This is a genomic window from Paramagnetospirillum magnetotacticum MS-1 (assembly GCF_000829825.1).
Taxonomy (GTDB): domain Bacteria; phylum Pseudomonadota; class Alphaproteobacteria; order Rhodospirillales; family Magnetospirillaceae; genus Phaeospirillum; species Phaeospirillum magnetotacticum.
The window spans coordinates 60,647-80,945 of sequence record NZ_JXSL01000028.1; the positions used below are offsets into that span (position 1 = coordinate 60,647).

General features: G+C 64.2%; 19 protein-coding genes. 8 read left to right on the forward strand and 11 right to left on the reverse strand.

The annotated features are described in order from the left end of the window. The first annotated feature begins 96 nt into the window (after window positions 1-96). Genes CCC_RS11875 through CCC_RS11910 form a run of 8 tightly spaced genes read left to right on the forward strand, consistent with a single transcriptional unit; the run spans window position 97 to window position 7,530 of the window. Window positions 97-1,275 carry an aminotransferase class I/II-fold pyridoxal phosphate-dependent enzyme gene (locus tag CCC_RS11875; RefSeq protein ID WP_041041578.1) on the forward strand — a complete coding sequence of 393 codons (1,179 nt, stop codon included), beginning with the start codon at window positions 97-99 and terminating at the stop codon, window positions 1,273-1,275. Next, a complete protein-coding gene (locus tag CCC_RS11880; protein ID WP_041041579.1) occupies window positions 1,272-1,910 on the forward strand; it encodes an alpha/beta fold hydrolase in 639 nt (212 codons plus the stop codon). Before CCC_RS11875 ends, CCC_RS11880 begins: the two co-directional genes overlap by 4 nt. Next, window positions 1,907-2,641, forward strand: a complete 735-nt coding sequence (locus tag CCC_RS11885) for a methyltransferase domain-containing protein (protein WP_009868509.1) — start codon at window positions 1,907-1,909, stop codon at window positions 2,639-2,641. The genes CCC_RS11880 and CCC_RS11885 overlap by 4 nt, the downstream gene beginning before the upstream one ends. Further along, on the forward strand, window positions 2,638-3,255 hold the full coding sequence (gene bioD, locus CCC_RS11890) for a dethiobiotin synthase (protein ID WP_009868510.1): 618 nt from the start codon (window positions 2,638-2,640) through the stop codon (window positions 3,253-3,255). Before CCC_RS11885 ends, bioD begins: the two co-directional genes overlap by 4 nt. Then, window positions 3,252-4,571 (forward strand): adenosylmethionine--8-amino-7-oxononanoate transaminase, encoded by a 1,320-nt coding sequence (gene bioA, locus CCC_RS11895; protein WP_009868511.1) that lies wholly within the window; start codon window positions 3,252-3,254, stop codon window positions 4,569-4,571. Before bioD ends, bioA begins: the two co-directional genes overlap by 4 nt. A 17-nt stretch (window positions 4,572-4,588) precedes the next feature. Beyond that, window positions 4,589-5,596: an efflux RND transporter periplasmic adaptor subunit gene (locus CCC_RS11900; RefSeq protein ID WP_041041581.1), complete on the forward strand. Its 1,008-nt coding sequence runs from the start codon at window positions 4,589-4,591 to the stop codon at window positions 5,594-5,596. 12 nt (window positions 5,597-5,608) lie between these two features. Next, window positions 5,609-6,856 carry an ABC transporter permease gene (locus CCC_RS11905; RefSeq protein ID WP_041041583.1) on the forward strand — a complete coding sequence of 416 codons (1,248 nt, stop codon included), beginning with the start codon at window positions 5,609-5,611 and terminating at the stop codon, window positions 6,854-6,856. Continuing rightward, window positions 6,853-7,530: an ABC transporter ATP-binding protein gene (locus tag CCC_RS11910; protein WP_009868514.1), complete on the forward strand. Its 678-nt coding sequence runs from the start codon at window positions 6,853-6,855 to the stop codon at window positions 7,528-7,530. The genes CCC_RS11905 and CCC_RS11910 overlap by 4 nt, the downstream gene beginning before the upstream one ends. Before the next feature lie 6 nt (window positions 7,531-7,536). Here CCC_RS11910 and CCC_RS11915 read toward each other — a convergent pair whose 3' ends face one another. The 11 genes from CCC_RS11915 to CCC_RS11965 all read right to left on the reverse strand — a co-directional run bounded on the left by CCC_RS11915 (window position 7,537) and on the right by CCC_RS11965 (window position 20,295). Next, window positions 7,537-8,172 (reverse strand): response regulator, encoded by a 636-nt coding sequence (locus CCC_RS11915; protein WP_009868515.1) that lies wholly within the window; start codon window positions 8,170-8,172, stop codon window positions 7,537-7,539. A 418-nt stretch (window positions 8,173-8,590) separates the two neighbouring features. Beyond that, complete coding sequence (gene mobB, locus CCC_RS11920; RefSeq protein ID WP_041041585.1) at window positions 8,591-9,082, reverse strand: molybdopterin-guanine dinucleotide biosynthesis protein B; 492 nt, start codon at window positions 9,080-9,082, stop codon at window positions 8,591-8,593. Window positions 9,083-9,120: 38 nt separating this feature from the next. Beyond that, entirely contained in the window at window positions 9,121-11,166 is a 2,046-nt protein-coding gene (locus CCC_RS11925; RefSeq protein ID WP_041041587.1) for a methyl-accepting chemotaxis protein, read from the reverse strand. An 81-nt stretch (window positions 11,167-11,247) separates the two neighbouring features. Continuing rightward, window positions 11,248-12,897 carry a ribonuclease J gene (locus CCC_RS11930; protein WP_009868518.1) on the reverse strand — a complete coding sequence of 550 codons (1,650 nt, stop codon included), beginning with the start codon at window positions 12,895-12,897 and terminating at the stop codon, window positions 11,248-11,250. Next, window positions 12,894-13,676, reverse strand: a complete 783-nt coding sequence (locus CCC_RS11935; RefSeq protein ID WP_009868519.1) for a type III pantothenate kinase — start codon at window positions 13,674-13,676, stop codon at window positions 12,894-12,896. The genes CCC_RS11930 and CCC_RS11935 overlap by 4 nt, the downstream gene beginning before the upstream one ends. A 12-nt stretch (window positions 13,677-13,688) precedes the next feature. Next, the gene (locus CCC_RS11940; protein WP_009868520.1) at window positions 13,689-14,435 is read right to left on the reverse strand and encodes a biotin--[acetyl-CoA-carboxylase] ligase; all 747 of its coding nucleotides are present in this window, start codon (window positions 14,433-14,435) and stop codon (window positions 13,689-13,691) included. Beyond that, on the reverse strand, window positions 14,432-15,850 hold the full coding sequence (gene nuoN, locus CCC_RS11945) for an NADH-quinone oxidoreductase subunit NuoN (RefSeq protein WP_052473200.1): 1,419 nt from the start codon (window positions 15,848-15,850) through the stop codon (window positions 14,432-14,434). Before nuoN ends, CCC_RS11940 begins: the two co-directional genes overlap by 4 nt. A gap of 59 nt (window positions 15,851-15,909) precedes the next feature. Then, window positions 15,910-17,424 carry an NADH-quinone oxidoreductase subunit M gene (locus CCC_RS11950; RefSeq protein WP_041041589.1) on the reverse strand — a complete coding sequence of 505 codons (1,515 nt, stop codon included), beginning with the start codon at window positions 17,422-17,424 and terminating at the stop codon, window positions 15,910-15,912. Between the two features lie 18 nt (window positions 17,425-17,442). After that, a complete protein-coding gene (nuoL, locus tag CCC_RS11955; protein WP_009867460.1) occupies window positions 17,443-19,371 on the reverse strand; it encodes an NADH-quinone oxidoreductase subunit L in 1,929 nt (642 codons plus the stop codon). A gap of 4 nt (window positions 19,372-19,375) precedes the next feature. Then, window positions 19,376-19,687, reverse strand: coding sequence for an NADH-quinone oxidoreductase subunit NuoK (gene nuoK, locus CCC_RS11960; RefSeq protein WP_009867459.1), 312 nt, complete (start codon window positions 19,685-19,687; stop codon window positions 19,376-19,378). Next, window positions 19,687-20,295 carry an NADH-quinone oxidoreductase subunit J gene (locus tag CCC_RS11965; protein ID WP_041041590.1) on the reverse strand — a complete coding sequence of 203 codons (609 nt, stop codon included), beginning with the start codon at window positions 20,293-20,295 and terminating at the stop codon, window positions 19,687-19,689. The genes nuoK and CCC_RS11965 overlap by 1 nt, the downstream gene beginning before the upstream one ends. Between the last annotated feature and the right edge of the window lie 4 nt (window positions 20,296-20,299).

Consider the following 20,299-nt stretch of genomic DNA (forward strand, 5'->3'; position numbering starts at 1 on the left):
CGGCGTCCTTGCCGGACCCTAGCACAAGGTGCAATCGCCCTTCCCGGCCAAATTGGAATTGAGGCCCCGGAAAAAACCCTCTATCACATCGCGGTGATGAAGGGCTTGGACGACAGCATCGGACGCTTCCTCGACGGCCTGGATCAGGCCGGTCGCAAGCGGGGCCTGCGCCCGGCGGAGCCCATGCCAGCCGGACGCATCCGCATGGGCGGACGCGAGCTGATCAACTTCTCCTCCAACGACTATCTCGGCCTGTCGCGCAATCCGGTCGTGGTCGAGCGCGCCCGGCGCTGGCTGAACGAATTCGGAGCGGGCGTGGGGGCCTCGCGCCTTGTCACCGGTCATCTGGCCGCCCTCGAGGCATTGGAAGCCAAGATCGCTCGCGCCAAGCAGACCGAAGCCGCCTTGGTCCTGGCCAGCGGCTGGCAATGCAACGCCTCGGTTCTGCCCGCGCTTTTGGACAAGGCCCTGTGGGGGGCCGAACCGCTGGTCTTCGCCGACAAGCTGATCCATGCCAGCCTGCATACCGGGCTGGAACTGTCGGATGCCCGGCGCTACCGCTACCGCCACGACGATCTCGACCATCTGGAAAGCCTGCTCAAAGCTCATTCCGACAAGACGGGGCCGCGCTTTATCGTCACCGAGACGGTGTTCTCCATGGATGGCGATGTCACCGACATGGCCGCCCTGGCCGAGTTGGCCAAGCGCTGGGACGCATTCCTCTATGTGGACGAAGCCCACGCCACCGGAATCATGGGGCCACAAGGATTCGGCCTGTCTCCAGGCATGGGCGCCGATCTGGCCATGGGCACATTCTCCAAGGGAATGGGAAGTTTCGGCGCCTATGTGGCCTGTTCTGCCCAGTTGCGCTCCTATCTGATCAACCGGGCCTCGGGTCTGATCTATGCCACCGGCTTGCCGCCCGCCGTGCTGGGCGCCATGGACGCCGCCCTGGATCTGGTGCCAAGCCTGGAGGGCGAGCGCGCCCGGCTGCACCTGATGGCCCGGCGTCTGCGCGACGGTTTGCGGGCGGCAGGGCTTGATTGCGGCGCATCGGCCAGCCAGATCGTGCCCCTGATCTTGGGCGATGAACACCGCACCCTGGCCGTGGCCAAGGCTCTGGAAGCCCGAGGAATCCTAGGTATTGCCATCCGCCCGCCCACCGTTCCGACCGGCACCAGCCGCATCCGCTTCGCCCTTTCGGCCGTCCATTCCAATGCCGATATGGAGAGGCTGTTGGCCGCCATTCTCGATGCGGTGGAGACCACCCGGTGACGCCCCCGCTGCTCGCCGTCCATGGCTGGGGCTTTGATGCGGGTTTCTGGCTGCCCGTGCTCGAACGCCTGCCCGATTTTCGTGGCGATTGCATCGATATGGGATTCTATGGCCAGCCGAAGCGCCCAAAGGTTCCACGCCCTCTGATCCTCGCCCATTCCATGGGACTGGCCTGGGCGCTGGCCCATATTCCGCGTCCCTGGGCCGGAGTTTTCGCGGTCAATGCCTTTCCCCGCTTCACCCGCTCGCCCACCTTCGTCGAAGGCGTGCCGCCCCGGCTGATCGAGCGCATGCTGGCCCGTTTCGATGAGACGCCCGCCCAGGTGACCGCCGACTTCCTGACGCGGTGCGGCCTCGACAATCCCGACACTTCGGCCATCGACGCCGCGCCGCTCAAGGACGAATTGGCCTGGCTGGCCCGCTGTGACGAGCGCACCGCCTTGAGGATGCTGCCCTGCCCGGTCCTTGCCCTGGCGGGGACCTCGGACCCCATCGTGCCCCAGGGCATGAGTACGGCCAGTTTCGCCCCCGACACCCTGACCTTGGTGGACGGCGCCGGGCATCTGCTGCCGCTCACCCATCCCGATTGGGTGGCCGCCCAAATCCGACTCTTCGCCGCGAGGCTGGAGGCATGAGCCGCAAGAAGACCATCACCAGCGCCTTCTCGGCCGCCGCAGCCACCTATGAGTCCGCCGCCCATGCCCAGATCAGCGCCGCCGATGCCCTGGTGGACCGGCTGGGACGCCTCTCCTCCCCGCTCAAGGTACTGGAACTGGGCTGCGGCACCGGGCTGCTGACCCGGCGTCTCGACGCCGCCCTGCCCGCTGGCTCCCACATTCTCGCCACCGATCTCAGCCCGGTGATGATCCAGGCGGCCCAGGCGCGCTTGCCCCATATATCCTTCGCAGTGATGGACGCCGAGGCGCCCGATGTCAGCGGGCCGTTCGACCTGATCGCCTCGTCGCTCGCGGCGCAGTGGTTTACCGATCTGCCCGGCACCCTGGGGCGGCTGACCGGGCTGCTGGCGCCTGAGGGGAGGCTGCTGCTCACCACCTTGGGCGCCGGGACCTTCATCCAGTGGAAACAGGCCCATGGGGAGCTGGGACTGGACTCTGGCGTGCCCGAATATCCCGAAGCCGCGACACTGGCCGCCATGCTGCCCGGCGCCCAAGTGGAATCGCGCCCCGTCACGCTCAGCTACAAGGACGCCCGCAATTTCCTGCTGTCTTTGGAAGCGCTGGGCGCCCAGACGCCCAAGCCCGGCCATCGCCCATTGTCGCCGGGACAGGTCAGGCGCATCATCGCCGCCCTGGGGAGTCCCTGCGCCATGACCTGGGATATTCTGCTGCTGGATTACCGCCGATGAGGGGCGTCTTCGTCACCGGCACCGATACCGATGTGGGCAAGACCCTGGTCTCGGCCTGGCTGGCCCAGCATTGGCGGGCCGATTACTGGAAGCCCATCCAGACCGGCTCGGCCCAGGGCACCGATTTCGGCTCGGTCGCCGCTTTGGCTCCGGCTGCCCACATCCACCCTTCGGCGGTGGTTCTGCCCGCGCCCTTGTCGCCCCACGAGGCGGCGCGCCGCGAAAACACCCGCATCGACCTGTCCGCCCTGGTCTTGCCCCAGACCTCCGCTCCCCTGGTGGTGGAAGGCGCCGGAGGCGTCATGGTGCCCATCAACGAGGCCGCCCTGATGATCGACCTGATGGCGCGTCTGGCCCTTCCTACGATCGTGGTCGCGCGGTCGGGTTTGGGAACCATCAATCACACGCTGATGACGCTGGAAATACTGCGCCGCCGCCGCGTGCCGCTGTTGGGCGTGGTGATGAACGGCCAGAAGAATCCCGCCAACCGTCAAGCCATCGAACATTTCGGCGGCGTGCGCGTCCTGGCCGAGATCCAGCCCCTGCCCGCCGTGACGCCGGCGACCATCGCCGGTCTGCCGTCCCCCTCCTTTGCCTGCCCTGGTGAGCCATGACCCTGTCCTATGATGAACTTCGAGCGCTGGACGCCCGCCATGTCTGGCATCCCTTCACCCAGGCGGGCACCGCCAAACCGTCCATCCTGGCGCTCGGCGCCAAGGGCGCCACCATTTACGCCGCCGACGGGCGCGAATATCTGGATATGGTCTCGTCGTGGTGGGTCAATCTGCACGGCCATGCCAACCCGGCCATCGCACAAGCCGTGGCCGATCAGGCCGGGCGCTTAGAACAGGTGATCTTCGCCGACTTTACCCACGAGCCCGCCGCCCGGCTGGCGCACAGGGTGTGCAAGCGGCTGCCGGAAGACCTGAACCGGGTCTTCTATTCCGATGACGGCTCCACCGCCGTGGAAGTGGCCCTGAAGCTGGCGCATCAGTACTGGCGCAATCGGGGGCAACACCGTTCCACCTATATCGCCTTCGAGGGCGGCTATCACGGCGACACGGCGGGCGCCATGTCGGCGGGGCATTCCTCGGGCTATTTCGAGGCCTGGAAGGAGATGCTGTTCCCGGTCGAGACAGTGCCCTTCCCCGCCACCTGGGATGGAGACCAGGACGTGGAAGCCAAGGAGCTGGCGGCGCTGGACGCGCTGGACATGCTGTTCTCCACCAATCCCGACCACGTCGCCGCCGTGATCATCGAACCGCTGATTCAGGGCGCCAGCGGCATGCGCATGTGCCGCCCCAACTTCCTGAGGAAGCTGGAGGCCAAGGTGCGCGAGCATGGCTCGCTGCTGATCCTGGACGAGGTAATGACCGGGTTCGGACGCACCGGCGAGATTTTCGCCTGCGTCAAATCGGGCATCACGCCGGACCTCATCTGCCTGTCCAAGGGGCTGACCGGCGGATTTCTGCCGCTCTCCATGACAGTGGCCCGCGACGGCATCTTCGAAGCCTTTCTGGGCCAGGACCTATCCAAGGCCTTCCTGCACGGCCACTCCTACACCGCCAATCCCATCGGCTGCGCCGCCGGTCTGGCCTCCATCGATCTGCTGGAGGCTCCATCCTGCCTCGAGCGGATCAAGGCCATCGAGGCCATTCACCGCCGCCGTCTGGACGGGCTGAAGGGGCTTTCCAACGTCGCCCATACGCGCCTCACCGGCACGGTGGCAGCGCTTGACGTCATCGGCGGCGGCAAGGGCTATGAAGCGGTGGTGGGACCCAAGATGAAGGCCGCCTTCCTGGAGCGCGGCCTGCTGCTGCGTCCCTTGGGCAATGTGCTCTATCTGCTGCCGCCCTACTGCATCGGTGATGGAGAGTTGGAGCGGGCCTGGGATGGGGTCGAAGAGGTTCTTCGCCATTTGGCCAAATAGCGTATGATGTCTTCCTGATGTTCAAACTTTTGCGACGCCAGATTCCGCTTTTGCTCATTCTCCTGGCCCTCGCCGCCGGTGGGGGCTGGTGGTGGTGGCGCATCACGGCCCCCGAGGTCGAAGCGGTTTTCCCTAAGCGCGGCACGGCGGTGGAAGCCATCTACGCCACCGGCACGGTGGAGGCGGAGAAATGGGCCCGCATCGCCCCCGTATCGCCGGGACGCATCGCCGAGATTCTGGCCTTCGAGGGCGACATGGTGAAGGCGGGCCAACCGCTGGCCCGCCTGGACGACCGCGAGGCCAGCGCCCGCATCGCCGAGCTGGAGGCCAAGGCCGCCTACTGGCGCGAAGAGATGACCCGCTCGGCGGCGCTGACCGAACGCGGCTACCGCTCCACCGAGGCGACCCAGAAGGCGCGGAGCGAATTTAATCAGGTCACCGCCGCCATCAATGCGGCGCGGCAAAAGCGTACCGACCTGCTGGTCACCTCGCCCATGGACGGCATGGTCCTAAAACGCGATGGCGAGATCGGCGAACTGGCCGAGGTCAAGGACGCCCTGTTCTGGGTGGGCGCGCCGCGCCCCCTTCGCATCACCTCCGAGGTGGATGAGGAGGATATCGCGAGGGTCAGGATCGGCCAGAAAGTGCTGATCAAGGCCGATGCCTTTGCGGAAAGGGTCCTGGAGGCCCAGGTGGACCGCATTACGCCTAAGGGCGATCCGGTCAACAAGACCTTCCGCGTCCGGGTGGTGCTGCCCGACGACACGCCGCTGCTGGTGGGCATGACCACCGAGATCAACATCATCACCGCCTTGCATCCCGATGTCCTTCTGGTGCCCGTCACCGCACTGAAGGACGGCAAGGTGCTGGCTGTTCAGGATGGGCGGGTCGCCTCCCAGGCCGTGCAGACTGGCATTCGCGGCCGCACCATGGTGGAAGTGACCGAGGGTCTCGGCTCCGATACCCCCATCCTCGCCTCGCCCCCTGCCGGACTGAAGCCCGGTGACCGCGTCCGGGTGAAATAGGGAGGGCCATCGGTGCTTCCGCTCGGTCTGTCCATCGCGCTGACGCATCTGCGCCACCGGCAACGTCAAACCCTGGTCTCGCTTCTGGGCGTGTCCTTGGGCGTCGCCTTCTTCATCGGCATCTCAGCCATGATGCAGGGGTTTCAGCGCGATTTCATCGCCCGCATCATCGACGTGCAGCCCCATATCATCGTCAAGGACGAGGTCCGTGCCGCGCCCCAACAGGCGGTGGAACGGGCCTTTCCCGATGGCGCAGTCAGCTTGCGCGGCCTCAAGCCCCGCGAGGAGGTGCGCGGCATCCGAGGCGCGCGCAACATGCTGGCCAGCCTGGAGGAAATGCCAGGCGTCCATGTCGCCCCGGCGCTTTCGGGCAATCTGCTGCTGCGCTTCGGCGGCAAGGATGTTTCAGTCAATGTGACCGGCATCAATCCCGAGCGCGAACGCCAGGTCACCCATCTGGAAAAGGACCTGCTGTCGGGTTCGCTGGATGCGCTTTACACCACGTCCAACGCCATCATCATCGGCGAGGGCATCGCAGCAAAGGCGGGCATCCGCAAGGATGACCTGATCTCCGCCGTCTCACCGGTCGGCGTGGTGCTGAAGATGAAGGTGGTGGGAATCTTCCGCAGCAACATCACCCTCATCGATAATTTCGAGACCTATACCCTGCTGAAGAAGGCCCAAATTCTTCAGAACCGCGCCAATATCATCAACCGCCTCAACCTGCGCCTGGACGATGTGGAGCAGGCCGGGACCCTGGCCGCCGCCATCGAGCGCCAGTTCGGCTACCGCTCCGAGCCCTGGCAAGAGCAGTCGCGCAACGTGCTGGGCATTTTCGTCATCCAGAACGCCATCATGTATTCCACGGTCAGCGCCATTCTGATCGTCGCCTGCTTTGGCATCTTCAACGTGATTTCCACCGTGGTGTTCGAAAAGACCAGGGATATCGGTATCCTTAAATCCATGGGGTTTCGGGACAAGGACGTGCGCCGCATCTTTGTCATGGAAGGGCTGATCGTCGGGCTGATCGGCACGGTGATCGGCTGGCTGATGGGGTGGGGGCTGATCGAATTCATGGCCTCCCTGGACTTCCAGATGGAGGGCTTCATCAAGGCCCAGGGCTTCGTGCTGTATCGCACGCCGAAGCACTACGCCATCAGCGCCGCCATGGCCATCGCTTCGGCAACCCTGGCCGCCTGGGTCCCGGCGCGGCGCGCAAGCCGCCTCAATCCCGTCGATATCGTCAGGGGGGCGGGATGACCGAGATCGCAGTCCAAGCCCGCGCGGTCACCCGCGACCTGCCCGGTCTGGTGCCGGTAACCCTGGTGCGCGACATCGACCTCAGCGTAAGCCGGGGTGAGTTCGTGGCGGTGACCGGCCCATCGGGTTCGGGCAAGTCGTCCCTGCTCTATCTGCTGGGATTGCTGGACGTGCCGACCTCGGGTTCGGTGTGGCTGCAAGGCCAAGACACCGCCGGTCTCAATCCCGATGACATGGCCGCGCTGCGCCTGGCCTCCATCGGTTTCGTCTTCCAGTTCCACTTCCTGCTGCCGGAATTCACCTGCCAGGCCAATGTGGAGATCCCCATCCGCCGCCTGGGAAATTTAAGCGACGCCCAGGCCCGCGACCGGGCGGCCGAATTGCTGGATTGCCTGGAACTGGCCGATCACCGGCGCAAATATCCCGATCAGTTGTCAGGCGGCCAGCGCCAGCGGGTGGCCATCGCGCGCGCCCTGGCCAACGACCCGCCGCTGATCCTGGCCGATGAACCCACCGGCAATCTGGATACCCGTACCGCCCATCTGGTGTTCGAGCAGTTCCGCGATCTCGCCCACCGCCAGAACCGGACGGTGCTGGTGGTAACCCACGATGCCGAATTAGCGAAAATGGCAGACCGGCGCATCCATCTGGTGGACGGCCGGATCGTCCCTTGAGGAGAGTCAGACGCCCATCTTGGCGGCGAGGATGGCGGCCTGGGTGCGATTCTCGCAGCCCAGCGCCCGCAGGATGGCGGTGACATGCAATTTGACCGTGATCTCGGCCAGACTGAGATCGCGGGCGATTTCCTTATTGGATTTGCCCTGGCGCAGCATGCCCAACACGTCGCGCTGACGCGGAGTCAGCAGGGACTGCAACTTCTCGCCATTGATTTCGCCTGCCGCCGGTACGGCCGAATCGGGAACGATGATATGGGGGCTGACAAAGGTGTCGCCCTCCAGCACCGCGCGAATGCCAGCCATCATGGAAGCAGATCCCGCCGACTTGCAAATATAGCCGTGGGCTCCGCTATCTAAGGCCTTGCGCACGGTCTGCGGCTCCTCGGACGCGGAAACCACCACCAGAAAAATGTCGGGAGCGGAACGCCTTACAGCACCGATAGCGGAAAAACCGTCCATCCCCGGCATGGCCAGGTCCAAAAGTGCCACATCGAAATTGTCGTTGCCACGCACCAGGGCCAGCACCTGATTGAAGTCGCTGGCCTCAATGATATCCAGCGGTTCGTCCGACAGGCTTTCCAGAACCATGCGCACCCCTTCGCGGAACAACGCATGATCATCGGCAAGAAGAACCTTCATTGCACACATTCCCCGATCAAGTTTACCGCCTGACCCGACCGAACCCCTCGGCCCGACCAGACGGGGCCCCCGCAAAAGCGGTAGGCACCATCCATCTATACTCCGGCGACCGGGCCACCCCAATGGCATTTCCGGCCGACCAGCAAACCCCAAATTCTGCAATATTCTAATCACCCTTTGGCCGGAGGGGCAACGGCGGATCTTCAAGAGCATGACAGATATTCGCCAAAACTAAATAACCTGCCCTCCCGGAGCCGTAAATTATCAAGACAAGCAAGCTCTATCTAAATGCATAGGAACCGACCATCAGGCAGACACCTGACCGCACTGGAATGGATCCAGGCCTCTTTCGGCAGTTTCTTTGGTTAGCCTCAATATCCAAATGGATATGATTTCAACAAGAACAATATACTCGACGTTAAATTTGGCAATACTGACAAATAAAATCCGCGATGCCCGCAACATCATCCCGGTTGAATCTGGGCAATGCGCCGAACGCCACCGGATCGTCGGCGGCCAAGGCAACGACGGTTGCTTCCTCAGGGGCCAGCATGGACTTGCCGAGCCCCGGGTCCCACACTTCCAGTTTTGCATGGGATGCCCATTTATAGCCTTCGATAAGCAACAGATCGCATCCGGCGAAACGGGCCACCAGCCAATCCAACGGCGGTTCCTCCTCGCCCGGATGGATTTCGTGCACCAGGGCGAAGCGGCGGGGCGAGGCGACCACGCACTCCACAGCGCCGGCACGGGCCAGGGCCCGGCACTCCTCGTCACCGACGGCGGGATCGTGATGGGTGTGCTTGACGGTGGCGAGCCTGACGCCCCGCCCCACCAGGGCCGGGATCAGCCGGATGAGCAAGGTGGTCTTGCCGCTGCCGCTCCAGCCAGCGATTCCAAAGACTTTCATGGGGCCAGCCTATCAAACCGGCCGCCATGGGCAAGGGGCTATCGCCTGACCGTGGACAGAAAGGATTCCACCTCATCATTCAAGGCCGTGGCCGGGCGTGCCAGATCCTTGGCCGCCCAGATGACCCGGATGGCCGCCGCGCAATAGCGCACAGCCGCCTGAGTCACCGAGGCCACGCCGTCTCCAACCACGGCGGCATCGCCGTCCATCTCTTCAACGCAGAGTTCGATCCGACGGGTCACCTCCCGCTGCCGGGCGACCGCATGGGCCACTTCGCCAGCGATGCGGTCCATGCGCCAGATGGCCTCTCCGATCCCGTCGATGGCCGAGGCCGTATCCGCCGTGGCGCCCTGGATCTCGGCCACCTGGGAGGCGATTTCACGGGTCGAGCGGGCCGTCTGAAGAGCCAGATGCTTCACCTCGTCCGCCACCACGGCAAATCCCCGTCCGGCCTCGCCCGCCCGCTGCGCCTCGATGGTGGCGTTCAACGCCAGCATGTTGGTGCGCTGGGCGATCTCCTCGATCATGGTCACCACCCGGCCGATCCGACCGGCGACCTCCGACAGGCTCTCGATCCGGTCGGTGGTCGCACTCAGGCGGCCCACCGCATCCTGGGCGATGGCGGCGGCGCCCTCGGCGCTGTCCGAAATCTCGCGCACCGAGCCGCCCAATTCGGCCGTCGCCGTGGCGACCGCGCGTACCGTGGCGCGGCATTGCCGGGCGGCCTCGGCCACGGCCATGGCGCTGTTCTTGCCCTTGTCCGCTCCCGAGGTCATGCGCTCGGCCGTATCGCGGATTCCCACCGCATTGGAGGCCACCAGATGGGCAGTACTTTTCACCGCCTGCTCGAAACCGTCGGCCAAAGCCACCAGATGAGCCCGATTGGCCGCATCGGCCTGAGCGCGGATGGAGTGCTGCTCCTCCTGCAGCCGCACCATGGCGATGGCGTTTTCCTTGAACACGCCCACGGCACGGGCCATGTCGCCGATCTCGTCGCGGCGGTTGGTGCCGGGCACGGCAATGCCGTGATCGCCATGGGACAGACGCTCCATGGCGTCTTGGATCAGCCGCACCGGGCGGGTGATGGAATGGGCGATCACAAGGCAGGCGGCCAGAAACGACAACCCGGCCAGGATCCCCACCAAGGCGACCTGACGCCCGGTGGCGCGGCGTTCGGCTTCCTGGGCGGCGATGGCCTCGGCCATACCTTCGCGGGCATAGGCAAGGACGCGCTGCATCACTGGCTGAAGCGCCTGGAATCCGGCCCGCACTTCGGCCAGTTCAGTTCGCACCGCCAACGTGCCCTCGGCAAAGCCCTTGAGATCCTCCCCATAGGTGGAGGTCAATCGCCGCAGGTCGTCGCGGGTGGAATTGGGCAGGGCCGAGGAATCGAGCGCCAGATCCAACTGCCCGGCGGCGGCCCGGTGCCGCCCCAAGGCATCGGCCTGGCCGTCCAGCATGAAATCCCGCTCGGCAAGGCGCATCCGGGCCATGGCCAGCGAAAGCGGCGCCGAGGCGGGCCACATGGCCAATTCGCGCTCCACCGCGCGCGATGATTCGGTCAATTTGGCCCGCAAGCCCGATTGCGCCGTCAGTCCCAGACGCGCCATGTCGCCTTCCAGCACGGCAAAGGAACGGTCGATGGACTCGACACCGACCTGGGCTTCGCCCACCGCCTGGGCCATGGGACCGCCCGCCGACAACTCGGCCACAGAATCCAGACGCTGGCGGATAAGGGCGAGGTCGCGCTTCAACTCGTCAGCCACGCCAGCCTCGTGTTCGCGGGCGAACACTTCCATCAGGTTCTGGGCCACCGCCGCGCGGGCGCGCACATCCCCGGCCAGATCGTTGAGGCGGCGGTAGGAATCCTGAGCCTGCAGCATGGCCTCGATCCGCTGGCCCGCCGCCAGATAGACGCTGCCGAACACCACCGAGGCGACCAGCGCCAGAATGACCAGCAGGACAAACCGCCCGCGAATGGGCAAAGCGGCCAGAAACGGCAGTTCACCTGCCGTCAGACGCCCCCAGGAAAGGGGCCGAAAGCCGTCTATGGCAGCGGTTGCGCTATCCTGAGTCACGGTCATGTCCTCGACTGAATCATTTCCGCCGGGATCATAGGGACCAAGCGGGACTCTTCCGTGTCGGAACGGTGACGGTTTGGTGACTCAGACTCTCACCAGATGCACGTCGGTGATGGGCTTCTTGCCGTGGGTGTCGCGCAGCGAGCGGCGCACCGCCAGCCGGGCGGCCTCGCGCACCACGCCGTCATCCTTGCGCACCTTCAGCGGCAATTCCTCGATGGCGTCACGCACGGCCTCGACCACGGTGTCGTGCTCCTCCGCCTCATGGGCGGCATCCAGAAGGCCCAGCGCGGTCAGTTGCGGATCATTCAGCAGCTTGCCGAACTTGTCCAGCACCACGGTGACCACCGCCGAGCCGTTGAACACCATGCGGCGGCGGTTGCGCAGAATCTCGGAATCGATGCGCACGATACGCGGCCCATCGACACAGAGCTTGCCCGTGGGGACATGGTCCACCACCTCCACCGGGCCGGGAGCCAGACGCAGCATGGTGCCGTTGCAGGTCTCTATCGCCTCTTCCACCCCCATGGACCGCGCCAGACGGGCATGCTCCTGCAGGTGGCGGGCCTCGCCATGGACGGGAACGGCGAAACGGGGCCGCAGCAGGCGATACATCTCCTCCATCTCCTCGCGCGCCGGATGGCCGGAGACGTGGACGAACTCGTCCTTCTCTGTCACCACCTCGACGCCCAGACGGACGAGATCATTCTGAAGCCGGTAGATGTCCTTCTCGTTGCCGGGAATGATGCGCGACGAGAAGATGCACACATCGCCCTTGCCCAGTTTCACATGGGGGTGATCGCCGGACGCGATACGGGCCAGGGCGGCGCGGGGCTCGCCCTGGCTGCCGGTGCAGATATAGACCACCTTGTCCTTGGGCAGATAGGCGGCATCATGCTCGGTGAGGAACGGCGGCAGATCGGCGAGATAGCCGTTTTCGCGCGCCGCCTTGTCGATGCGCCAGAGCGAGCGGCCCACCAAAGCGACAGAGCGGTCATTGGCCATGGCCGCCACGGCAATGCTTTCCAAACGCGCCACATTGGTGGCAAAGCACGACACGGCGATGCGCCCGTCAAAGCGCCCCAGCAACTCGATCAGGCTGCCGCGCACTTCCGACTCCGAGCCGGAATGGCCTTTGGTGAAAACATTGGTGGAATCGCCGATCAGGGCCAGAACGCCCTCCTTGCCCACCCGGCGCAGAGCCTCGGTATCGGTGGCAAGACCCAGCAGCGGATCGGGATCGAACTTCCAGTCGCCGGTATGGACAACCGTGCCCAAGGGCGTGCGGATGGCCAGCAGATTCGGCTCGGGGATGGAATGAGTGATGGAGATCATTTCGATCTCGAAGGGACCGGCTTTGAAGCGCGAGCCCAGCTCAACTACGTTGAGAGGCACCTGGGTATGCAGGCCGGTCTCGTGCAGCTTGTTCTTCAGGATCGAGGCCGAAAACGGCGTCGCCCAGACGGGACAGCGCAGGCGGTCCCAAAGATATTGCACGGCGCCCAGATGGTCTTCATGACCATGGGTCAGAACAATGCCCACCAGTTTGTCCCGGCGCTCCTCGATCCAGGTGGGATCGGCCATCACAACATCGACCATGGGCATGGTCTCGTCACCGAAGGACACGCCGCAATCGACGATCAGCCACTTGCCGCCGTAACCATAGACCGCCAGGTTCATGCCGATCTCGCCGACGCCCCCCAGCGGCAGGAAAGTGAGCTCTCCCTCGCTCATCCCTGCACCGGAGCCGAATTCCGGCGATGGATTTCCAAAAGGCCCCGCAGCGTCAGATCGGCATCCAGGGCGTTGATCACCTTGGTCGCCTCGGCGAACAGCGGCGCCAGACCACCGGTGGCCAGCACCAGCATGTCTGAGCCGAATTCTTCCTTGATACGCTTCACAAGCCCCTCGATCAGGCCGACATAGCCCCAGAAAATACCCGATTGCATGGCCGGCACCGTCGCCCTCCCGATCACGTTGCGCGGCCGCCCGATGGCGACGCGTGGAAGCTTTGCGGCGGCCATATGTAGGGCTTGCAGCGACAGATTGATACCGGGGGCGATGGCGCCGCCGCAGTAATTGCCCACATCATCCACCACGTCGAAAGTGGTGGCCGTGCCGAAATCGATAACGATCAGCGGCCCCTTATAGTATTTATGCGCCGCGACCGCATTGACCAGACGGTCGGCGCCCACTTCCTCGGGACGATCGAGCAGAATGGACAGGCCGAGATCGACGCCCTCGTCGCCCACCACCAGCGGCTCGCATTTGAAATAGCGGCGGCACAGGGTCTTGAGGCCAAAGACCATGGCCGGAACCACGCTGGCGATGATCGCCGCCGAGATGTCCAGGCGGTTCAGGCCTTCGATGGTCAGCAATTGGGTGAGCCACACCCCTAATTCATCGGCGGTTCGCTCGGAATCCGTCGAGGCGCGCCACTCACCGCGCAGGGTGTCGCCGTCATAGACCGCGAAGACGATATTGGTGTTGCCCGAATCGATGGCCAACAGCATGGAAAAGCTCCGTCACAATCCCGGAAAGAACACATCACCGGCCAGAACCCGACGGATTCCGGCCTCGCCCTGATCGAGGAGCAGTCCGCCCTCCTCGTCCAGGCCCTTGAACACGCCCGAGAGGGTCTCGGCCTCCAGACGGACCAGCGCCGCCTCGCCCAGACCCCGCGCCCATTGCAGCCACCCGGCCCGGATGGGTGCGAACCCCTCGGCCCGCCACAGATCCAGCCAGGGGCCGAAATGGCGGCAAAGCGCGCCTAACACGACCATACTATCGCCACCATAGCCCAGTTCCGCCAGCGCGATGGTGGCGTAGAGCGTCTCCGAGGGCGCTGGACGGCACTCCACATCGACGCCGATGCCCAACACCAGCCAGCCGTCGCCGACACTCTCCAGCAGCATGCCCGCCACTTTGCGCCCATCGACCAGGACGTCGTTGGGCCATTTGACCCGCACATCGTGACCCGGCACCAGTTCGTCAAGGGCCTCGGCCAGGGCCAGCGCCGCCACGAAGCCGATCTGGGCCGCCTCGGCCAGGGGACGCTCGACGCGGATGGCGAAGGAAGCGTGGAGATTGCCCTCGGGGCTCTCCCACACCCGGCCTCTGCGTCCGCGCCCCGACGTCTGGCGCTTGGCCGTCACCACCAAAAGATCGGCGGCGGAGCCGTCCTGGACCCGCCGCCTCACTTCGTCGTTGGTGCTGCCGACGCTGTTCAGCCCCAGATGGCTGAACGGCGCCGGCAGAGTTTCGCTGATCATCCAGCCGCCGGGAACAGAACCTGGGCGGCGGCCTTGGCGCTGGTCACCAGCGGAGCCGGGATCAGGGTAAAGGCCAGGATCACCAGGGTGGAAACCGCCATCACCAGGGTCATGGAGGTGCCCACCGGCTTGTCGAAGGCCTCGGTCGGCTCGTCGAAATACATGACCTTGACGATGCGCAGATAATAATAGGTGCTCACCACCGAGGACAGCACACCCAGGATGGACAGGGTGTAAAGGCCCGACTCGATGGCGGCCATGAACACGTAGAACTTGCCCCAGAACCCGGCCAGCGGCGGAACGCCCGCCATGGAGAACATCAGAACCGCCATGACAAAGGCCATCATGGGATGGGTCTTGGACAGGCCTGCCAGATCATCGATGCCCTCGACCATCCGGCCCTTCTGGCGCATGGACAGGATCACCGCGAAGGCGCCCACATTCATGAACAGATAGATGGCGAGATAGATCAGCACGCCCTGGATGCCCAGCGTCGTACCGGCGGCGATACCCACCAGGACGAAGCCCACATGGCCGATGGAGGAATAGGCCATCAGACGCTTGATATTGGTCTGAACCACGGCGGCGAAGGAGCCAACGAACATGGAGCCGATGGCGATGAAGGTCACCACCTGACGCCACTGCTCCACCAGATCGGCGAAGGGGCCGGTCATGACCCGGACCAGCAGGCACAGTGCGGCGATCTTGGGGGCCACGGCGAAGAACGAGGTCACCGGCGTCGGCGCGCCCTCGTAAACGTCGGGAGCCCACATATGGAAGGGAACCGCCGAAACCTTGAACGACAGACCGGCCAGAATGAAGACCAGACCGGCGATGATGCCCATATTGGGCTTGATCGGGTGTTCATGGCCGCCCGAGAACAGGTTGGCCAGGGTCTCGAACGAGGTGGTGCCCGCAAAGCCGTAGATCAGCGAGACGCCATAGAGCAGCAGGCCCGAGGCCAGCGAGCCCAGCACAAAATACTTAAGGCCCGCCTCGGTGGCGCGCGCATTGTCACGGTTATAGGCGGCCAGAACGTAGAGCGCCAGGCTCTGCAGTTCCAGACCCAGGTAGAGGGCGATGAAATCGTTGGCCGAAATCATCATCATCATGCCCAGCGTGGAAAACAGCACCAGCACCGGATATTCGAAGCGGCCGATCTTCTCGCGTTCCAGATAAGGAAGCGACATGGCGGTGGCGATGGCCGAGGCCACCAGCACCAATCCCTTGGCAAAACCGGCGAAGCGGTCGGCCACGAACAGGCCGTTGAAGGCCGTCAGCCGGTCGCCGCCCAAGGACGACACCAGCACCATGGCCGCGCCAAGCGCCAGGATTACCAGGACGGACACCGACTTGGTGCTGTCTTCCTTACGGAACACGCCCAGCATCAGCAGGGCCAGACCGGCCACTGCCATGAAGATTTCCGGCAGGACCGGGACGAGGTCGAGAGTCTTGATCACGTCTTAGGTCCCCCTCAGCGGGCAGCCAGCGACAGGCCCTCATGGGCGGCCCGTGCTAGCTCGTAATTGGAGATCAGCTTGGTCACCGATGCATGCATCGGCTCGAGGAAGGTGCCGGGAGCGACACCCATCCAGATGGTGAGGACGATCAAGGGCGCGAACACCGCGATTTCGCGAGGCGTCATGTCCAGGATGCCCTTCAGGTCCTCCCGCGTCAGGCGGCCGAACACCACCCGGCGATAGAGGTAGAGCATATAGGTGCAGCCCAGGACCAGACCGGTGGCGGCGAAGAACGCCACCCAGGTATTGACCTGGAACACGCCCATCAGCACCAGGAACTCGCCCACGAACCCAGCGGTGCCCGGCAGGCCCACCGACGCCATGGTGAAGACCATGAACACCACGGCATAGATGGGCATGCGCGAGGCCAGACCGCCGTAACGGGCGATCTCGCGGGTGTGCATGCGGTCGTAGATCACGCCGACGCAAAGGAACAGGGCGCTGGCCACGATGCCGTGGGACAGCATCTGGAACACCGCGCCCTCCACGCCCTGGGTGGTCATGGAGAAGATGCCGATGGTGACGTAACCCATATGGGCGACGGAGGAATAAGCGATAAGCTTCTTCATGTCGTCCTGCACCAGGGCCACCAGCGAGGTGTAGATCACCGCGACGATGGAGAGCGTGTAGATCAACGGTGTGAAGTACACCGACGCATCCGGCAGCATGGGGATGGAGAAGCGGATGAAGCCATAGGCGCCCATCTTCAACAGCACACCGGCCAGGATCACCGAACCGCCGGTGGGGGCCTCGACGTGGGCGTCAGGCAGCCAAGTGTGCACCGGCCACATGGGCACCTTCACCGCGAAGGAGGCGAAGAAGGCCAGCCACAGCCAAAGCTGCATCTTGAAGGGGAAGGAATGCGCCATCAGCGACGGAATGTCGGTGGTGTGGGCATCAAAGTACATGACCAGCATGGCGATCAGCATCAGAACCGATCCCAGCAGGGTGTACAGGAAGAACTTGAACGCCGCATACACCCGACGCTGTCCGCCCCAGACGCCGATGATGATGAACATCGGGATCAGGACGGCCTCGAAGAAGATGTAGAACAGCACCAGATCCAGCGCGCAGAACATGCCGATCATCATGGTCTCGAGGATCATGAAGGCCACCATGTACTCCTTGACCCGCTTCTCCACGCTGCCATAGGCGGCCAGGATGCAGATGGGGGTCAGGAAGGTGGAGAGCAGCACGAACCACATGGAAATGCCGTCCACACCCATGGAATAGGTGACGGTGGTTCCGGGGAACCACAGGGCGGTTTCCTTGAGCTGGAAGTCAGGCGAGGCGCCGTTAAACTTCGCAAGGATGAACAGCGAGACCACGAAGGTCGCGATGGAGGTGAGCAACGCCACATTACGGGCATTGCGCGCCACCACCTCGGTTTCGCCGCGGATGGTGAGGATGAACAGCGCTCCGGCCAGGGGCAGGAACGTGGTCAGCGAGAGAAGGGGCCAGTCGTTCATGGGGCGTCTTCCTCGTCCTCAGCGCGCGTTGAAAATGTACCAGGTGACGAAGGCCGCCACCCCGATCAGCATGGCGTAGGCGTAGTGGTAGAGGTAGCCGCTCTGGGCGCGCGCCACCTTGGCCGCCACCGCGCGGGTCGCCGCCGCCACGCCGTCCGGACCGACGCCGTCGATCAGCGCGCCGTCACCACCCAACCACAGACCGCGGCCGATTTTGAAGGCGGGCTTCACGAAGAGCATGTCGTACAGCTCGTCGAAGTACCACTTGTTCAGCAGGAACTGGTAGACGCCCTGGAACGCATTGGCCAGAGCCCCCGGCAGTCCCGGAGCGAATACGTAGAAGAGATAGGCCAGCGCGATGCCCGACACCGCCACAATGGTGGGCAGCAAAGCCACCCAGGACGGCACATGGTGCGCGTTCTCCAGCGAGGGATGAGCCTCGGTGACCAGGATGGCGGAACGCCAGAAGTCGTGCTGGTGATGGCCGACGAACATGTCATAGCCCGCCCAACCGGCGAACAGGGCGCCAGTGGCCAGGAACAGCAGCGGAATCAGCATCACGGCCGGGCTCTCATGCACATGGGCCATCACATGCTCGTCCGCACGGGGACGACCATGGAAGGTCAGCAGCAGGAGGCGCCAAGAGTAGAAGGCGGTCAGGAAGGCAGCGAAGCAGCCGAGCCAATAAGCGCCCTGCCCCGCGATGGTGTGCGAGCCCCAAGCGGCTTCCAGGATCGTGTCCTTGGAATAGTAGCCAGCGAAGAAGGGCACGCCAGCCAGGGCCAGGGAACCGATCCACATCAGAACCCAGGTGACCTTGACGTGCTTCCAGATGCCGCCCATGCGGCGGATGTCCTGCTCGTCGCTCATGGCGTGGATCACCGAACCGGCGCCCAGGAACAGCAGAGCCTTGAAGAAGGCGTGGGTCATCAGGTGGAAAATGGCGGCCTGATAGGCCGACACGCCGATGGCGAAGAACATGTAGCCCAACTGCGAGCAGGTGGAGTACGCGATCACCCGCTTGATGTCGTTCTGCACGCAACCCACCGTCGCCGCGAAGATGGCGGTCGCCGCGCCCACCACGGTCACCACGGTCAGCGCGGTGTCCGAGAATTCGAACAGCGGGCTCATGCGGGCGACCATGAAGACGCCGGCGGTGACCATGGTGGCGGCATGGATCAGGGCCGAAACCGGGGTCGGGCCCTCCATGGCGTCGGGCAGCCAGGTGTGAAGGCCCAACTGGGCCGACTTGCCCATGGCGCCCACGAACAGCAGCAGGCAGCAGATGGTGATGGCGTGCCACTGGCCGCCGAAGAAGTTCACCGTGGCATTGGCCTTTTCCGGAGCGGCGGCGAAAATGGCGTCAAAGCCCACCGAACCGAACAGGAAGTAGACGCCGAAAATGCCGAGCGCAAAGCCGAAATCGCCCACACGGTTGACCACGAAGGCCTTGATGGCGGCGGCCGAGGCCGAGGGCTTCTCGTACCAGAAGCCGATCAGCAGATAGGAGGCGACACCGACGCCTTCCCAGCCGAAGAACATCTGCACCAGATTGTCCGAAGTCACCAGCATCAGCATGGCGAAGGTGAACAGCGACAGATAGCTCTGGAAGCGCCAGATGGAGGGGTCGTGGCTCATATAGCCGACCGAGTAGATGTGCACGGCCGCCGACACCCAGGTGACGACGATCAGCATCACGGCGGTCAGGGTATCGACCTTCAGCGACCAGTTGACGGCCATGGTGCCCGAGCGGATCCACTCGGCGACCACCACGGTCTGGGCCTCGCCGCCTAAGGCGACCTTCTGGAAGATCAGCCCGGCCAGCACGGCCGAGGTCACCAGCAGGGTGCAGGTGACGATCTGCGCGCCGCGATCACCGATGAAGCGGCCGAACAGGCCTGCGACAAGGGCGCCAAGGAGCGGCAGGAATACGGTTGCAGTGATCATCCGCTTACCCCTTGAGCTGGCTGATTTCTTCCACCGCGATGGAGCCGCGGTTACGGAAGAAGACGACGACGATGGCCAGGCCGATGGCGGCTTCCGCCGCGGCCACGGTCAGGACGAACATGGCGAAGACCTGACCGACCAGATCGTTCAGATAGGACGAGAACGCCACGAAGTTGATATTGACGGCCAGCAGCATCAGCTCGACCGACATCATGATGATGATGACGTTCTTGCGGTTCAGGAAGATGCCCATCACGCCCAGCGTGAACAGCATGGCGGCCACCGCCAGATAGTGGGACAGACCGATCTCGAACATCAGATGCCCCTCCCCGACTGGACCTTCTTGAGCTCGACCGAGTCGCGCGAGCGGCCAACCTGATCGGCGATGATCTGCTTCCTGACGCCGGTCCGCTTGCGGTGGGTGAGCAGGATGGTGCCGATCATGGCAACCAGCAGCACCAGACCCGAGGCCTGGAACAGGTAGACGTAGTTGGTATAGATCAGCTTGCCCAGCGCCACCGTGTTGGACGCCTGGTCCAGCGTCGGCGTCGGCGCCTTGATCATGGCCTCCACATCGGGCGCGAAGGCCCAGCCGCCGAACATGGCCAGCAGTTCCACCAGCAACACCACCGCGATGAGAGCGCCAGTGGGCAAGTATTGCAGGAAGCCTTCCTTCAACTCCACCATGTTGATGTCGAGCATCATCACGACGAACAGGAACAGCACCGCGACGGCGCCCACATAGACGATCACCAGCACCATGGCCAGGAACTCGGCGCCCAGCAGCAGAAACAAGCCCGCCGCGTTGAAGAACGCCAGGATCAGCCAGAGCACCGAATGCACCGGATTGCGCGATGAGATCACCATCACGCCGCTTGCCACCGCGATGGCGGCAAACATGTAGAAGATCAGAGCCGTGAACATGGAT

Coding starts and splice junctions, on each gene's coding strand:
- nuoN (WP_052473200.1), bottom strand. CDS start 15,850: ATGGCAGTGGCCGGTCTGGCCCTGCTGATGCTGGGCGTGTTCCGTAAG.
- CCC_RS11915 (WP_009868515.1), bottom strand. CDS start 8,172: ATGAAGGTTCTTCTTGCCGATGATCATGCGTTGTTCCGCGAAGGGGTG.
- bioA (WP_009868511.1), top strand. CDS start 3,252: ATGACCCTGTCCTATGATGAACTTCGAGCGCTGGACGCCCGCCATGTC.
- bioD (WP_009868510.1), top strand. CDS start 2,638: ATGAGGGGCGTCTTCGTCACCGGCACCGATACCGATGTGGGCAAGACC.
- CCC_RS11925 (WP_041041587.1), bottom strand. CDS start 11,166: ATGACCGTGACTCAGGATAGCGCAACCGCTGCCATAGACGGCTTTCGG.
- CCC_RS11900 (WP_041041581.1), top strand. CDS start 4,589: ATGTTCAAACTTTTGCGACGCCAGATTCCGCTTTTGCTCATTCTCCTG.
- CCC_RS11940 (WP_009868520.1), bottom strand. CDS start 14,435: ATGATCAGCGAAACTCTGCCGGCGCCGTTCAGCCATCTGGGGCTGAAC.
- CCC_RS11950 (WP_041041589.1), bottom strand. CDS start 17,424: ATGAACGACTGGCCCCTTCTCTCGCTGACCACGTTCCTGCCCCTGGCC.
- nuoK (WP_009867459.1), bottom strand. CDS start 19,687: ATGTTCGAGATCGGTCTGTCCCACTATCTGGCGGTGGCCGCCATGCTG.
- CCC_RS11875 (WP_041041578.1), top strand. CDS start 97: ATGAAGGGCTTGGACGACAGCATCGGACGCTTCCTCGACGGCCTGGAT.
- nuoL (WP_009867460.1), bottom strand. CDS start 19,371: ATGATCACTGCAACCGTATTCCTGCCGCTCCTTGGCGCCCTTGTCGCA.
- CCC_RS11885 (WP_009868509.1), top strand. CDS start 1,907: ATGAGCCGCAAGAAGACCATCACCAGCGCCTTCTCGGCCGCCGCAGCC.
- CCC_RS11910 (WP_009868514.1), top strand. CDS start 6,853: ATGACCGAGATCGCAGTCCAAGCCCGCGCGGTCACCCGCGACCTGCCC.
- CCC_RS11930 (WP_009868518.1), bottom strand. CDS start 12,897: ATGAGCGAGGGAGAGCTCACTTTCCTGCCGCTGGGGGGCGTCGGCGAG.
- CCC_RS11935 (WP_009868519.1), bottom strand. CDS start 13,676: ATGCTGTTGGCCATCGATTCGGGCAACACCAATATCGTCTTCGCGGTC.
- mobB (WP_041041585.1), bottom strand. CDS start 9,082: ATGAAAGTCTTTGGAATCGCTGGCTGGAGCGGCAGCGGCAAGACCACC.
- CCC_RS11965 (WP_041041590.1), bottom strand. CDS start 20,295: ATGTTCACGGCTCTGATCTTCTACATGTTTGCCGCCATCGCGGTGGCA.